11 protein-coding genes are annotated in these 16199 nt (G+C 40.0%); 5 read left to right on the top strand and 6 right to left on the bottom strand.

Features of this window, described 5'->3' with window-relative positions; translation table 11 throughout:
• On the top strand, nt 1-1074 hold the full coding sequence (locus JKG64_RS05290) for a Gfo/Idh/MocA family protein (RefSeq protein ID WP_210353287.1): 1074 nt from the start codon (nt 1-3) through the stop codon (nt 1072-1074).
• Here JKG64_RS05290 and JKG64_RS05285 read toward each other — a convergent pair.
• Nucleotides 1071-2960: an OmpA family protein gene (locus JKG64_RS05285; RefSeq protein ID WP_210353286.1), complete on the bottom strand. Its 1890-nt coding sequence runs from the start codon at nt 2958-2960 to the stop codon at nt 1071-1073. The genes JKG64_RS05290 and JKG64_RS05285 overlap by 4 nt on opposite strands.
• Nucleotides 2961-3041: 81 nt before the next feature.
• The gene (locus JKG64_RS05280) at nt 3042-3665 is read right to left on the bottom strand and encodes a 7-carboxy-7-deazaguanine synthase QueE (protein ID WP_210353285.1); all 624 of its coding nucleotides are present in this window, start codon (nt 3663-3665) and stop codon (nt 3042-3044) included.
• A 140-nt stretch (nt 3666-3805) separates the two neighbouring features.
• On the opposite strand from JKG64_RS05280, the gene JKG64_RS05275 reads away from it, so the two are divergent.
• Entirely contained in the window at nt 3806-6241 is a 2436-nt protein-coding gene (locus JKG64_RS05275) for an Ig-like domain-containing protein (protein ID WP_210353284.1), read from the top strand.
• Between the two features lie 9 nt (nt 6242-6250).
• Here the strand turns inward: JKG64_RS05275 and JKG64_RS05270 are convergent, their stop codons facing one another.
• Nucleotides 6251-7189: a zinc dependent phospholipase C family protein gene (locus tag JKG64_RS05270; RefSeq protein WP_210353283.1), complete on the bottom strand. Its 939-nt coding sequence runs from the start codon at nt 7187-7189 to the stop codon at nt 6251-6253.
• A gap of 115 nt (nt 7190-7304) precedes the next feature.
• Here JKG64_RS05270 and JKG64_RS05265 point away from each other — a divergent pair, with 115 nt between their 5' ends.
• Genes JKG64_RS05265 through JKG64_RS05255 form a run of 3 tightly spaced genes read left to right on the top strand, consistent with a single transcriptional unit; the run spans nt 7305 to nt 9941 of the window.
• Nucleotides 7305-8291 carry a glycosyltransferase family protein gene (locus tag JKG64_RS05265; RefSeq protein ID WP_210353282.1) on the top strand — a complete coding sequence of 329 codons (987 nt, stop codon included), beginning with the start codon at nt 7305-7307 and terminating at the stop codon, nt 8289-8291.
• Nucleotides 8288-9061, top strand: a complete 774-nt coding sequence (locus JKG64_RS05260) for an FKBP-type peptidyl-prolyl cis-trans isomerase (RefSeq protein ID WP_246512480.1) — start codon at nt 8288-8290, stop codon at nt 9059-9061. The genes JKG64_RS05265 and JKG64_RS05260 overlap by 4 nt, the downstream gene beginning before the upstream one ends.
• Entirely contained in the window at nt 9048-9941 is an 894-nt protein-coding gene (locus tag JKG64_RS05255) for an aldo/keto reductase (RefSeq protein ID WP_210353281.1), read from the top strand. The genes JKG64_RS05260 and JKG64_RS05255 overlap by 14 nt, the downstream gene beginning before the upstream one ends.
• A gap of 24 nt (nt 9942-9965) precedes the next feature.
• Here the strand turns inward: JKG64_RS05255 and kdsB are convergent, their stop codons facing one another.
• The 3 genes from kdsB to JKG64_RS05240 all read right to left on the bottom strand — a co-directional run bounded on the left by kdsB (nt 9966) and on the right by JKG64_RS05240 (nt 16146).
• Entirely contained in the window at nt 9966-10709 is a 744-nt protein-coding gene (gene kdsB / locus JKG64_RS05250; protein ID WP_210353280.1) for a 3-deoxy-manno-octulosonate cytidylyltransferase, read from the bottom strand.
• Nucleotides 10710-10969: 260 nt separating this feature from the next.
• On the bottom strand, nt 10970-13159 hold the full coding sequence (locus JKG64_RS05245) for a glutamine synthetase III family protein (RefSeq protein WP_210353279.1): 2190 nt from the start codon (nt 13157-13159) through the stop codon (nt 10970-10972).
• Between the two features lie 164 nt (nt 13160-13323).
• Nucleotides 13324-16146: a S9 family peptidase gene (locus JKG64_RS05240; RefSeq protein WP_210353278.1), complete on the bottom strand. Its 2823-nt coding sequence runs from the start codon at nt 16144-16146 to the stop codon at nt 13324-13326.
• Nucleotides 16147-16199: the final 53 nt, after the last annotated feature.

Here is a 16199-nt window from a genome sequence, read left to right as displayed (position 1 = left end):
ATGGTAGAGCCTATAAAAGTATTGGTAGTCGGATGTGGTAATATGGGAGCTTCCCATGCAAAGGCTTATCATAGCAATCCTGATTTTGAAATAGTAGGTTTGGTATCAAGAGGAGAAAGTAAGGAACGACTGAATCTGGAACTAGGAGGCGATTATGCTTGTTTTGATGACTATCAAGCAGCACTCAGTGCAACCAGACCTGATGCGGTATGTATTTCTACCTATCCTGATACCCACGAGGACTATGCAATCCTTGCGTTCGACCATGCCGCACATGTTTTTATTGAAAAGCCTTTGGCAGATACTGTACTCGGGGCTAAACGTGTTGTAGATGCTGCAATTAGAGCAAATAAAAAACTCGTAGTCGGTTATATTTTGAGGCATCATCCTTCCTGGATTCGTTTTATAGAGGAAGGGAGGAAGATGGGAAGTCCACTTGTTTTTAGGATGAATCTAAATCAGCAAAGTCAAGGTTATATGTGGAATGTGCATCGTAACCTTATGCAGAGCTTAAGTCCTATAGTTGATTGTGGCGTACATTATATTGATGTGATGTGTCAGATGACCGAAGCAAAGCCTATTGCTGTCTCTGCAATAGGTGCTAGACTTACGAATGATATACCAAAGGATAATTATAACTATGGACAGCTCCAGATTAGATTTGATGATGGTAGTGTAGGTTGGTATGAGGCAGGTTGGGGGCCTATGATGAGTCAGACAGCCTTTTTTGTAAAAGATGTCATTGGACCTAAAGGTGCCGTTTCTATAGTTGCAAATGATGCATCAAAGGATGGCAATTCGGATTCTGTTGAGTCCCATACCAAGACAGAATCGATACGGGTACATTATGCTGATTTAGATCAGGAGAATAAGCTTGTTAAAGCTGATGAATGGATTAATCTGACTGATGAGCCCAATCACCAAGAGCTATGCGACCGTGAGCAGATCTTTTTTCGGGATGCAATAGCTAACGATTTAGATTTAACAAAGCCGATGGCAGACGCTGTCAATAGTTTGCAAATAGCATTAGCATGCGATGAATCTGTTCGTACAGGAGACGTTATCAAGCTCTAACGTAGTATGACTTCAGTACGACGGTTACGTTGCTTTCCGTCCACAGTCGTATTATCACCAATTGGTTTAGTATCCCCGTATCCCGTACTTATTACTCGGTTTGCGGGGATTCCTTTTGAACGGAGAAAGTTTGCTATCGAACTTGCTCTATTCTCGGATAGCCTTTGATTGTGCGCTTTGTTACCCGTGTTATCTGTATGTCCTGCTATTTCAATAGTTATCGATGGATTTAGTTGAAGAAACTTTAAAAGGAGCTGAAGTTCCGCTTCCGATTTCTTTAGTGGAATAGCGCTATCGGTGTCAAAATAGATATTGTTCAATTGCGTGGTGCTCCCGCTCCGAATAGGTTGTAAAAATACACTGCCTTCAAATACCTCATTTTTTAATTCTGTATTCGAGATGTCGTATTGCTTAGAATCAAACATATATCCTTCTTTTTGGACATGTACAGCATAGTTTGCACCTACAGGTAGGGTGGCTATAAATTGACCATCTTCATAGTCAGAATCGTTGAGATATACAATATCTCCGTTTTGTGTGTTTGTTACTGAAATAATAGCCGATAGTGGCTTTTTGTTTTCTGCGTCGTATATAGTTCCCTGTATGTAGGCTACAGGGATAGGTTGCATTGGTTTAGGCATATTCAGACTATAGATATCTAACTGTCCAGTTGAGTCTGCCGATGCCATATAGCCGAGTGTACCATTCATAGTTACATGTATTCCTGTCTGGTCGTAGTTGTTATTTATTGGTCTTCCTAGATTGGTAGGTGTGCTCCATTGGCCTGTGCTATCAAGTTGAGTTCTGAATAGGTCAAACTGTCCAAAACCAGGCCATCCTTCAGATGAGAAGTAGAGTGTTTTATTGTCAGCATGTATGTAAGGCGCCCTTTCGTCAAATGCCGTGTTTACTTTGTCGCCAAGATTTTGTGGTGTCTGCCATTTTCCATCGGCTGATAATTCGCTCTTCCATATGTCGCTTCCGCCCATCCCTCCAGGCCTATTGCTTACAAAATATAAGGTACGTCCGTCTGAAGATATCGCAGGCTGCGCTTCCCATCCCTTTGTGTTTATAGGTGCTCCTAGATTATGCGGTGCGCTCCAAGTTCCTCTTTCAAACTTGGAAACATAGATGTCACAGCTTCCCATGCCGTTAGGGCGGTTGCATCCTGTGAAAAATAGATATTTGCCATCAGGAGATATTGTGTGTGCCCCTTCATTGAAAAAGTCGGAGTTTATAGAACCAGAAATTTTTTCGGCAGTAGACCAGCCTTCCTGACTAAAGTTACTTTCAAAAAAGTTTTCCTGGTTATTGCTCTTGCGTGTGAAGATTATTCTTTTCCCATCTGCAGTTAGCTTAGGGAAATATTCGTCATCAGGCGTGTTGATACTAGGGGGGAGTTTAGTAACCTGTGTATCCTCTTTACTGTTGTAGCGGATTGCAAATTCACAGTTCTGTATATATTTTTTTACCTTTTCCCTGCTTTTTAGAGGCAGGTTCTCTGTATTGTAGTTAGTCAGATTAATCAAGGCCTCTTGGTATTGACCTTCTGCCAGTTGAGATTCGCCTAAGCCAAACAAGGTCAGCTTAGTTAGGTCGGGGGCTATTTGCAGAACTTTCTTGTAGAGTGGGATTGCTTCCTTATATCTTTTTTCTGAGCGGTAAATGTCAGCGAGTTGTTGATAGGCTGTGGCAAATGCCGGATCAAGGAGTATGGCTTTTTTGAGTTCTTCTTTAGCTTGGGATTTGTTTTGCAGAGCAAGTTGCTTTGCTGCATTTTCATAAGCTGACTGTGCCTTTTTATTTATGGAGGAAGTCTGGCCAAAGGTAAATAAAGACCAACATGTCAATACAAAAAAACAAGATATTTTGAAGAATGAATTCATTACTGTTATTGCTATGGTATCCGATATAGCTTTTGTCTTTATCGGATATTAAAAGTAGAGAACTTTCTTCGAAATAACGAATTAAGGAATATTCAAGAATTTATGAGTCTGTAGGGAGATATCCCAATGTGGGTTGTCTTTGACATATTCAATGATCAAAGGAGTGATCTCATTCGCTTTAGACCATTCTGGTTGAAGGTACAATTTGCAGTTCGCCCCCACCTTACTAGCATGCTCTTCGGCCCATTTAAAGTCGCTTTTATTGAAAACAATAACTTTTAATTCACCTGCAGCTTCTAAAACATCGATTTTTGGACCTTTGAATTTTTTAGGAGACAAACAGATCCAATCCCAAACGCCACTTAGAGGATAGGCTCCAGAGGTTTCTATAAAAGTTTTAATGCCCTCTTCTTTAAGCCGTGTTGTAAGGTAATCAAGGTTATATATCAAAGGCTCTCCACCAGTAATGACAACGGTCTTTGCAGGGTGCTTTTTTGCATTTTCGACAATCGTCTCAGCGTCAGTAAGTGGGTGTAGCTCAGCGTCCCAGCTTTCCTTCACATCACACCAATGGCAACCTACATCACAGCCTCCAAGGCGGATGAAATAAGCAGCTTTACCAGTGTGGAATCCTTCTCCTTGAATCGTATAAAATTCTTCCATTAATGGAAGCTTTGTGCCGTTTTCGGGAACTTGATGTGACATTATCTTGAATTTTACAGGACGCAAAGTTAAGATAAATAAACTAAGGATAGACCATCTAAAAACTTTAAATTCTATTGTTGTGGTTTTATTGCAAATATATTATATTTGATACAGTCCACTTGGACACATCTATCTATGCTATGAATATGAAATGGAACATGCTCCTGCTGACGGGCTTGTTTTTTTGGATGAATAGCGTTCTAGGGGAAGGATCTAAAGATTTGTACCCCGCTAAAGTTGAAGGTAATAGGGCTTTTTTAGTCTCGTTGCCTACTGGAAGGAATGTTTTCGCCAATCAAGCCGCGCACTACGTTTACGCTGTGGAGGGAGAGACTATTGCAGTCGCTTCTAGCGCTCAGAATATTGGTATGGGACGTATTAAGCTCATCTCTCCAGACGGCCTTAAATACGAAACAGCAGCAAATGACGTGGGTCGTATTTTAGAATTTGAAGGGTCTAGCCGTAAAGCTGAACTAGCAGGCCCTCGAGTGGGGTATATTCCTTTTGAAATTTCTGTAGCTTCTGGACAATCTGGCATTTGGCGTGTCGAGTTTGGCGCACCAGACGATATTGAAGCCAACGCCGCGATCATTACTCCTCCTAATATTAAGGCTGATGGAGAATGGACACAAAATATCGAAGGGAGTCTGATCTCTGCTTGGGATGTGTCTGTTCGAAACAACAGTAATACCGCCTGGTTGACAGGAAGGGTCTTTGTATCGGTATTGCAATTACACATATCGAGAGAGAGTTTGGCTTACAAAGATGGAGCTTTTTATGGACGGAACTATGTGTTGACAAATGATGGATATATCTATCGTGTCGACGGAAATGGAAGTCACGGTATTGATTTCGCTTATTTCGTTAATAGCTCAGGTATTTTGAATGAAAACGGAAAACCTTCTTATAAAAGTGCTGACCAACAGAACAGCGCCAAGTTTCATAATCCCAATGATGAAGATGAAAACCTTCATGTTACGCATAAGATGTTCTATAGTTTCCCCGATAGTAAGATGCCAGTAGAAAGTAAAGGAGCATTTCCTGGAGGTAAGAGTTGGCTTGTTAATCCCCAGCAGATTATTGATGTTCAAAATATCCGGATAGTATGGGAGGATAAGTCTAAAAATTCGATAGAAAGTAAGGGGGTTTTTATGAGTTTCGAGACAAATTATAAAGGACGTTATAAAGTGATTATAAGGTCAAAGTCAGAAAAACATCTCTTTACCCAACGAGAGATAAGTGTTGAAGCCGAGGAAGGTGAGAATCGCTTTTTTTGGGATGGTCTGGATGGCGATGGTAATTTTCTTCCCGAGGGAACGGATTATCCAATAGGAATTTCTGTTTCCTTAGTTAAAGGTGAAATTCACTTTCCATATTTTGATATGGAAATCAATCCCAATGGTATTGTAGTCGATCGTGTCAATACAGACGGGAGTATACATAGTGATGCGATTATGTATTGGGATGATTCTGATATTACCGGGGGCCAACCTAGTGAGAGGTCTATACCTCGTATGAATAAGGTCGGTAGTCCTAGTCGAATGGATGGGCATCGCTGGGGGACATATGCCGCAACTAAGCTGATACCAGGGCCATCTAATGGGGGGTATGGTGCATATAGCTACGGCAATGAACGTGCGATGGACACCTGGACCTATACAGCACAGTTGCAGGCTGAAACAGTAGAAAAAATCAGTGTTGGGAACAAGACACCTATTAAAGAAGGAAGTCCGTTGCCGTCTGCTAAAGAGAAACATGTTACACTCTATCAGGGAAAAGATGTTACGTTTGATTTGTTTACCAAAGACGAACTTGATGCCACTTCTGAAAAGATTGGTAGTATTGAGATTATTGAACCTCCAGTACATGGAACTGCCGTTGTGACGGGAACAACCGCTTTTTATAGTGTTCTTGACGAATCTTTTGTAGGTACGGATGAGTTTGTCTATCGTGTCTCTAACGAAGGAGGGACAGCTAGTGCAGTGAATACAGTATATCTACAGGTGCTTAAAACAACTCCTGTCGCAAAAGATGATTTTTTTGATGTTGTATTTAATTCTATTCAGATATTAGAGGTTCTTAATAACGATTTTGTTGAACATAGTTATTTGAATAAAGAAAGTCTTCGTATTGTGGACTATCCGGCCAATGGACAGCTGTATAAAGATGCTGACGGAAAATGGACTTATCAGGCAAATGATCAATATATTGGAGTTGATAAATTGACGTATCAGATCATGGATGGAAATGGCAATTGGTCTAATATCGCTACAGTAACACTTACTATTAAAGGACTGTTTATTCCGAATACAATTACTCCTAATGGAGATTCTAAAAATGATACCTTTCAAATTATGGGACTATCTAATTTTGATCAGGTAGAGGTCAGTGTGCTGGATCGTTCTGGGCGGATTGTGTTTAGTTCTAATAACTATAGGAATGATTGGGTGGTTCCTGCTACAGTGACTAATGGCGTTTATTTTTACCTTTTTAAAGGGAGCAAATATGGACAGAAGCCCATTGTTAATAAAGGAGCGCTTATGATACTAACTTCAGGTACAAGCTTCATGAATTAGATTATTGTATCAGTGCCATTCTTCACGGCCTAGTGTTTTTTTGTCTTTAGTTTCTATTGGAGAGGGGTAGTCCGTTTCTTTTATCTTTAGATTGGACAGCTTCGGTTGTCCGGCATCTATCCATGCTGAATACCAGAAAGAAGCCACCTGTAGTATTGATGCTCTTAACCGTCTTTCTACCATTCCGTTGAGTGCATTGTGGTATTGCGTTGCATAGGCGTCAGAGTAGGTGTATATCAGTTGGTTGTTTCTTTCAATATAAGCCTTTCTTTCAGATTCTTTGAACAATTGGGAGAGTGTTTTTTCAATTTGGAGAACAGAGTCCACAAGAGCATTGCTTTCTCGGACTATTTTCCAGGATAAGGAAAGTGGATCTTCTATATATTCAGCCCTTTTGATAAAGTAGTTATAATCATTTGAAAACATTTCAGGCAGTCTTGTTTCCCAGAAAGCATGTATTCCGATTTGATTGCTGTACTGACCATTATAATTGCTACTTGTGTGTAAAGGGACGTGAGCGTCAGCTATATAATGGCCTAAGTCAGCACTGTATTGAATGATTTTCATTTCATTGTTTTCTTTAAAAGCTCTGATAAGATTATTGTAAGTTTTCGAAATCTGCCAAGGCACGACTCCTTGAGCCAATAATTTACGTTCCGTAAACTTTTCTACAGCTTTGCTCCAATGTATGGGAATAGAGTCTATGTTCTCATAGCGATCTACATCAATATAATGTCTAGGGCCTTCTATAGTGTCGATGTAGCAACGTTTATCTGCATCGACAGCTTTTTCTGTAATGAGTTTTATGTTTTTCTTAAAGAAAGCGGCCATTTCTGTCGGTAGCAGAAACACGGCGGTTTCATTAATTTTTTTATGGGCATAAAATCCCCAAGAGGAAAGGAAAATAGACAATGTCAGAGATGAAATTAATAGCGCTATCTGTTTCATAATACATTGGTTATAAGGTTAAATATAATAAAACAAATGAGTTAACTATAATTTAATAACTGAAAGCGGATCAAATGAAAAAAAAACAGTATTTTCGATTTACTATAGATAAGCGATGAAAATATTATACGCCATACAAGGAACCGGAAATGGTCATCTTTGTCGAGCAATGGATGTAATTCCTTGTTTGCAACAATTTGGTGAAGTAGACGTATTGATTAGTGGTATTCAGGCTGATATCCCATTACCCTTTGAGATTAAGTACCGGTTACACGGCCTTAGCTTTATTTTTGGCAAGAGTGGAGGCGTGGATCTATGGAAAACTTTTATGAGCTCTACAATAAGGAAGTTTATTCAGGAGATAAACTCAGTTCCGGTGGAGAAGTACGATCTTGTCATTAATGACTTCGAACCCATTACCGCTTGGGCCTGCCACACTAAAGATATCCGTTGTATAGGGTTGAGCCATCAGATCGGGGCATTACATCCCGACAGTCCCAAGCCAGAGGAGGGAGATATGATGGGCAAGTTTATCATGAAAAATTATGCACCTGTTTCTGATGCTTATGGATTTCATTTTAAATCTTATCATAAATCTATTTATACACCTGTAATCCGGGAGTCTATTCGTAGTTTGGATCCAACAAATGACGGACATTATACGGTATATTTGCCTTCGTATGACGATGCACATCTTTTAAAACATTTAACCAAGTTTGAAGGGGCAAAGTGGGAGGTTTTTTCGAAGCATAACTCCAAATCACTACGTTATAAAAATGTAAGTATTAATCCGATAAATAGTGATGCATTTGTAAAAAGTATGGCCTCTTCGGAGGGAGTTTTGTGCGGAGCTGGATTTGAGACGCCAGCGGAGGCTTTGTATCTAGGGAAAAAAGTTTTAGTAATCCCGATGAAGAATCAGTATGAACAACACTTGAATGCCGCAGCTTTAGAAAAAATGGGGATTCCTGTTATTAAAAGCTTGAAGAAGAAATTTGAATATGATATAGAACTGTGGTTGAATGATAATAATCCCATAACTGTTGATTATCCAAATCATACTATGTCTATTATAGAAACGATTGTAAATAACCATAAATGAAATTTAAAGTAATATGTGCCCTCGCTATGGTTAGTGGGGCTTCTTTGTGTATTGCCAATGCGCAGACAAAATCTAAAAAACAACCTGTAAGAGCACAAAGTAATAGTAAGTCTACAGGAAAGACTGTCTCAAAAGGTGCTCCGGTAACAAATACGTTGGTTTTAAAGACAGAGAAGGATTCATTGTCTTATGCATTGGGAACGGATATCGCCAAGTCTTTAAAGGGAAATAGCTTTGATTTGGACTTAAAAATGCTTTCTGCAGGTATCTCTGCCTATTATAAAGGAACTGATGTTTTATTGACAGAGGATAAAAGCGCGGAGATAATCCAAGCTTCTGTACGTAAAATGATGGAGCAGAAGAATGCAGAGCTTCGTAAACCAGGAGAGGAGTTTCTGGCAAAAAATAAACTTAAGCCGAATATTAAAGTGACCGAAGAAGGGGTTCAGTATGAGGTGTTGGCTGAAGGAGAAGGTGCGCATCCAACTGTCTCAGACGAAGTCTTGGTCCATTATTTAGGGACATTACCTAATGGTGAGAAGTTTGATAGTTCCTATGATCGAAACGAAGCGCTGAGCCTTCGCCTGACAGGAGTGATTAAAGGATGGCAAATTGGTATTCCATTAATGAAAGTTGGGAGTAAATACCGTTTTTTTATTCCTTATAATCTAGCTTACGGAGAGCGTGGTACGGGAGGTATTCCTCCGTTCAGTCCATTAATCTTTGAAGTAGAGCTTTTAGAGATAAAAAGTAAAGATGCTGCTGAATAACCTTGGTAAATCCGGGTTAAAGGTTTCGGCTCTTGGTTTTGGAGCCATGTCACTTTCTGGCAAGGATGAGGCCGCTGATATGAAATTGATCAGGACTGCCTATGCGGAAGGAGTATGTTATTTTGATACGGCTGATTTGTATGCGAAAGGTGAGAATGAAGTGCTATTGGGAAAAGGAATAAAGGCGTTTCGAAAAGAAATCATATTGGCGACAAAGGTTGGGAATGTTTGGAACGAGACAGGAGAAGGTTGGGGCTGGGATGTGTCCAAGGAATATATCAATCGGGCTGTAGATGCTTCATTGAAGAGATTACAGACTGATTATCTGGACCTATATCAATTACATGGTGGTACGATTGCCGATAATTTTGATGAGGTAATCGATACGTTCGAGCGATTGAAAACGTCTGGTAAGATTCGAGCCTATGGACTCTCTTCAATTAGGCCCAATGTGTTTGGGTATTACGCCAAAGTGGCTAATATCTCATCCAATATGATGCAATATAGTATGTTGGATACGCGGCCTGAGGAATATCTAGATTTTCTTAGATCGCAAGAGGTAGGGGTGATTGCTCGAGGAGTATTGGGACAAGGTCTCTTAGTTAACAAGCCAGCTATGGGGTATGTGGGGCTGGATGTGGGCACAGTAGAGACCATTCAGCAAAAAGTTAAATCCATTGCCTTTGAGTACGGTGTGTCATCTAGTGCTGTGGCGCTAACTTATGTCTTACGTAATGCCGCTGTCTGTACAGCCTTGCTAGGTGCACGTACCGTTGCGCAGTTCAATCAATTGATTCAAGCGTATAAAGAAATGGAAGAATTGCAAGACGTTGTACTAGATGGTATGGCGGCTCAATTACGTTATGAACAACATCTGTAGTTTTGAGGCTAATGTTTTTTAGCCTCAACTTTTGAAATACTTCTGCATAATCTGCTGTAAATCCTCTGGGGTATCTATCGCATCATTCGTATGATTGGATATTGCGGTATTAATCCTGAATCCGTTATCTAACCACCGTAGCTGCTCCAGCGCTTCCATTGCTTCCAAATCAGAATAGGGTAGATTCGCAATTTCCTTTAATACATCCACGCGATAGCCATAGATACCAATGTGATTGTAGTAAGGACGCAGTTTTAACCAGTCTTCTTTTTTCGCTCCTCTTAAAAAGGGAACTGTCTGTCTAGAAAAATAAATCGCTTCTCCATTTTTACTCAATACTACTTTCGGTTTGTTTTCATTGAATAATTCTTCAGCGTTTTCGACTTTGCGAACCAATGTTGCGATTTGGGTCTGAGGACGTTCGAAGCAGGTCGTTAATAGATCGATTTGTTGTGGGTCGATAAAAGGTTCGTCCCCCTGTATATTTATAACGACATCAAACCCTTGGATATTTTCGATGACCTCAGCACAGCGGTCGGTTCCGGATTGATGTGTTGCTTTTGTCATTGCGACATTTCCACCAAAACTCTTGATATGGTCATATATTCGTTGGTCATCTGTAGCAACAATGACTTCACTTAGTGATGAAGCATGTTTAGCCTGATTGTATACCCGTTGTATCATACTAAGTCCTCCAATATCTACCAAAGGTTTACCAGGAAATCTTGAAGAATCGTATCGTGCGGGAATTATGCCTATCGTTTTCATTTGTGTGTACTATTTATTGAGGAAAAATAACAATAAATCTCAAATAAACCATTTTTATATGAAATATCCATGAGTTTCACGCACAAACATCTGAAATATTGATGGATAAAAGACTGTACATACTCTGGATGGCCCCGAAGAAGCATGTACAGTATTCGCAACGAGACGACTGGACCGAAGCTAAAGTTGGGAGGGGGCTGATAAAAAAAGGCGCCTATATTTGAGGCGCCTTTGAGTTTAATATGATGTAGGGTTAGATACTAATGGATAAAGAGAAGTTCTCGAAGCTTCGGTAATGGCCATTTTGAATCGTCAACTATTTTCTCCAATTTGTTCACGTGGTACCGTATCTCATCAAAATATGGCTTCACGATTTCGTCATAAGCAATTGCTTTTTCACGCAGGTCTTCAATGGTATTTGCTTTTTTACGAGCTTGACGCATTTCTTCTGATTTTTCTAAGATTGTATTTGCATGCTTAGAGATGCGTTCAACTAGATTTAATTGCGAGGAATAAGCTTCTTTGGCCAAACCTAGATCTTTCAAACCTCTGACATTTTGTATCAATTCGTTCTGATAAGTAAAGCAGGCAGGAGCAATTTGACTATTTACAACCTCTCCGATAACACGGGCTTCTATTTGCAGTTTTTTATAGAAGTTCTCTAATAAAATTTCATGACGTGCTTCCGATTCGCGTTTAGAATAAATTCCCAGACGTTCAAATAGGGCGACAGTTTCTTCTTTAACATAGATATCCAGCGATTTTGGTGTTGACTTGATATTTGATAAGCCTCTTAATTCAGCTTCTTGAGCCCACTCGTCACTGTATCCATTGCCTTCGAAACGAATAGCTCTAGAGTCTTTAATGTATTTCCGCAATACATTTAAAATAGCTAAGTCTTTTTTCGTTCCTTTTTTGATTTGTTTATCTACTTCAGCTTTAAATTCGATCAACTGCGCCGCAACTATTGCATTTAATACTGTCATCGGTAATGCCGAATTGGCTGACGAACCTACCGCGCGAAATTCAAATTTATTACCTGTAAAAGCAAAAGGAGAGGTTCTGTTGCGGTCTGTGTTGTCCAATTTAAGTTCCGGGATTTTTGGGATACCGTGCCAAAGATTCGCCTCTGACTTCACTTTCTTCGCTACGCGAGCTGATTCTATCTCATCCAATAGTTCGTCAAGTTGCGATCCTAAAAAGATAGATATGATAGCAGGAGGGGCTTCATTTGCTCCTAGACGGTGATCGTTACTGTGACTTGCAATAGACGCACGTAACAAATCTGCGTACTCGTGTACTGCTTTGATTGTGTTTACAAAGAACGTTAAGAACATAAGGTTGTTCTTTGGCGTTTTTCCAGGAGATAGTAAATTGATCCCTGTGTTTGTAATCAGTGACCAGTTATTATGTTTTCCTGACCCATTGACGCCAGAGTAAGGTTTCTCATGTAATAACACTTTGAAGTTGTGACGTATAGCAACTTGCTCCATCACATTCATAAGTAATTGATTGTGGTCTATGGCAAGATTGATTTCTTCGAACATTGGAGCACATTCGAACTGCGAAGGAGCGACCTCATTATGGCGGGTTTTTAGTGGGATTCCAAGTTTGAGAGCTTCATTTTCTAAGTCAACCATAAATGCCAGAACACGTTCAGGGATAGCTCCAAAATAGTGATCTTCGAGTTGCTGTCCTTTGGCTGACATGTGGCCAAAAAGTGTTCTACCTGTCAGTTGCAAGTCTGGACGGGCATTGTATAGTGATAAGTCAACCAAAAAGTACTCTTGCTCGATACCAAGCGATGTATTTACTTTTGTAACTGCTTTGTCAAAGTATTGCGCTACATCAATAGCTGCTTTATCGATCGCATTTACGGCTTTTAATAAAGGCGCTTTGTAGTCTAAAGACTCACCTGTGTAGGAAACAAAAACTGTAGGGATACACAATGTCTTTCCTGCAGCAGATTCATAAATGAAAGCAGGGGAGGAAGGGTCCCAAGCAGTGTATCCGCGAGCTTCGAATGTATTGCGGATTCCCCCATTTGGAAAAGAAGAAGCATCCGGCTCTTGTTGTACAAGGGCGTCGGCTGTGAATTTTTCGATGGCATCACCATTTTCATCCGGCTCAAAAAAAGCATCATGTTTTTCAGCAGTACTGCCCGTCAGCGGTTGGAACCAGTGAGTGTAATGAGAAACGCCATTTTGGAGCGCCCAAGTCTTCATTGCTTGAGCAATGAATTCGGCAATATCGCGAGATATTGGCCCACTTTCCTCAATTGCTTTTGTTAATTCTTTGAAAGTATTCTTGGGTAAGAAATCTTTCATTTTTGCACTGGTGAAAACATTTTTACCAAAAATAGTAGTTGCTCTTTTGGTTACGACCTTTTCTTCGGGTAATGCATGCCTAGAAGATGCTGCATTTACGGATTCGAATCTGATGTTTGACATTTTGTTGTGGAGTTGGTTGTGTTTTTTGTGCTATTGTTGTCTTTTGTTGTTCAAAAATACAATGATAATTTTATTTTTTTTCATTTTTTTTAAAAAATAAATGAAAAAGCTCTAGATTTTTTGTTTTCTAGAGCTTTTTGGTTGTTTATTGATGTTTTATTTTGTTATTCTGTGCTGAATCCCCAGTTTGTTCCTTTATTTGTGGCTTTAACTCCTGATTTTATCCATTCTGCTGCTGGTTTGCCCTTTAAAAAGTGGTCGAAGAACTGACTTTGTCTAATTTGTATGTCTTTTCTGTTCTGGCGTTGTATTAAATTGTGGTCGTCCCCATTATAGTTGAGTAACCATGCAGGCTTGCCTAATCTTCGGAGAGCAGTAAACATTTCAATCCCTTGATACCATGGCACTGCGCCGTCGTTGTCATTGTGCATGATCGCTACTGGGGTATTTACCTTATCCATAAAGAAGAGTGGCGAGTTCTCAATATAAAGTTCTCTATCTTCCCATAGGGTAGCACCTAGGCGGCTCTGGGTTTTCTCATATTGAAACTGTCTCGACATGCCCGTGCCCCAGCGGATACCGCCATAGGCAGAAGTCATATTGACGACAGGTGCTCCTGTCCAAGCGGCAGCATACATGTTGGTTCTTGTAATAAGGTGAGCAACTTGGTATCCTCCCCAGCTTTGACCTTGAATAGCCATTTTAGTAGAGTCGACCCAGTTGTTTTTTGCTAGATAACGCATGCCGGAGTTGATATACTCTTCGGCGGATCTTCCGGGATGCCCAGTTTGATAGCGAATATCGGGTGCAAAAACAAGGTATTCATTACTGACGAAATACGGAATATTAAGCCTTGATGGCGTTGGGGCCGGGGCTTGATAGCTGTACAATCCCTGAGATAGTCTTTCGTAGAAATAGGCTATTATCGGATATTTCTTATTTGGGTCAAAGTTTTCAGGTTTATAGAGTATTCCTTCCGCCGGATATCCGTGTGGTGTTGTCCATTTCACCAACTCAGCCGTTCCCCAGTTGTATTCCCGCTGTTGAGGATTGATATCTGTGAGACGTTGTTCTACCTTAAAGTCGGTAGTGCTATATAGGTCCGGGCTCGAGGTATAATTCTCTTTGGTATAGACATAGATGTTGCTCTTATCATCTGTTTTGAAATTTTTAAAGGTAAACTTGTCCTGAAGAATTTCTGTTGGATTTTGTTTTTTTGAAAGCAATAAGGAGAAGATTCCATTTTCTTTGCTCTTCTCGTTAAAGCTAGTCAGCAACAATGTGGTATTGTCTTTTATTTTCGTAGTTCGGTCTCTCGGCGTGCCATCTTTTATCAGTAATGGTCTAAGCACAATAGCATTAGCCCTTCCAAACTGATTTGTGATAGATTTTTGTGTCTTTCCATCAAGTGAAAAGTACCAAACGTCATATCTGTCGTTGATATAGATCCCTCGGTTGTCTTCGGCCCAAGCGGCGATGCCGTAAGCTGCTGCTGCTGTAGGCATGTCATTTTCCTCGTCGGCAAACTTTACATTCAGGCCCTTGTTTAGGAGTTGTTCTGTTCCGCTCGCGATATGGTGGCTATACCAGTTACCTTCTGTTTCGTCAAATAGCACAATGTAGTTTGCGTCAGGGGATAGAAAAGCCTGCCCTTGCCAATCAGATTTTATAGACTTTCTTTCTCCTGTCCGTGTTGATATAGCGTAGATCTGTTGTAATTGAAACGCTTGCCATTGATAGGCTATTCTATTTCCAAGAGAAGAAGTCGCTAGAATCCACTCCTGTGTAGCTGCATCAGTATAAGCTGTACGATCGAAGGTGTCATCAGTAAGTGCGATTAGTTGATTGGTCTCGAGATTGTAGACTGCGTCATAGCTCTTGCTCATATCTTTTTTAAGATTGACAAGTTGCTGTGTCATTAGGTAATCGTCCTTCCAGTGCCATATGTCCACCTTTGCATTTTCGAAATCTACCAGTGTAGTATCTTTGACTGCTGGAATAGGGGCTAGGCCAAAAAACAGTCTTTTGGAGCTTTCGTCAAAATTGAGTTGACCATCACCAGATACGTGCCATTCTGACGGAATTCCCTTGGTATTTTTGTCTGCAATTACATGGGCAGTATCTTGGCCTATATGATATAGGTAAAGTCTGAAATCTTTTTGTAAGGCTTTTTCAGGACTCTTGTCCGCTAGAAAAGACAGACGATTGCTTTGGTCATCAAACGTCATGTTTTTATATACACCTTTTCCGTTGCTGATTTTCTTCAACGATTTTTTTGCGAGATCGTAAATATATAGACCGTCAGCATTAGAGCTATCTTTGGTTTCTGTCTTTTTGCTGAAAACAAGATATTTCTCATCGTTACTGAAGAGATAGCTGTCTGTTTTTCGGAATTGGACTGTATCTTTTGTTTGAAGCTGCTGGAGTATTAGCACATTTTCCTTTTTCGCTATACCGCTCTTTTTCGGAGACTTAGATGCAGTGGAGTCCGTTTTAACTGCTAGGCTGTCAGTTGTTGTCGAACTATTCAGCTCTTGTGTATAGGCTATGAAATTAGTTGGGTAGTATGCTAATTTATAGCTTTTTATAGCGCCAAGAGATATTCTGCTTTGACTATTGATATTGAATATGGCTAAAGAGTCTTTGGGGAAATCATCACTTTTCTTCTTTTTGATTTTAGCCTCACGAGTGTCTTTGAATGGTGGTTTTATCAAAGTAATCAAAAAATCCTCCCTTTTCGTCATTTTTGGTGAAGTGCCACGTTCGAAGCGTTGCAATAGATTGTTTTTTTTGTCCTTTAAATCGATATATCCATCTCCTTCCTGTGGACTTACAGTGTAGAAAATATAATTTCCAGACTTAGACACATCTACACTTGAGATATTTTTCCATAAATCATAACTGGAATGGTCTATCGGTTTTTTTTGTGCAATAAGACTTGGTAGTGTTACGCTACAAATAATAAACGTTGATATGGTTTTCTTCATGTAATAAAAGATTGTTCAGTTAGATCAAACTTAGATAAAATGAGGCGTATTCG

Origin of the sequence: Sphingobacterium tabacisoli, from assembly GCF_017908035.1 — a bacterium.
GTDB lineage: Bacteria > Bacteroidota > Bacteroidia > Sphingobacteriales > Sphingobacteriaceae > Sphingobacterium > Sphingobacterium tabacisoli.
This window is presented reverse-complemented; position numbering and strand designations above follow the sequence as displayed.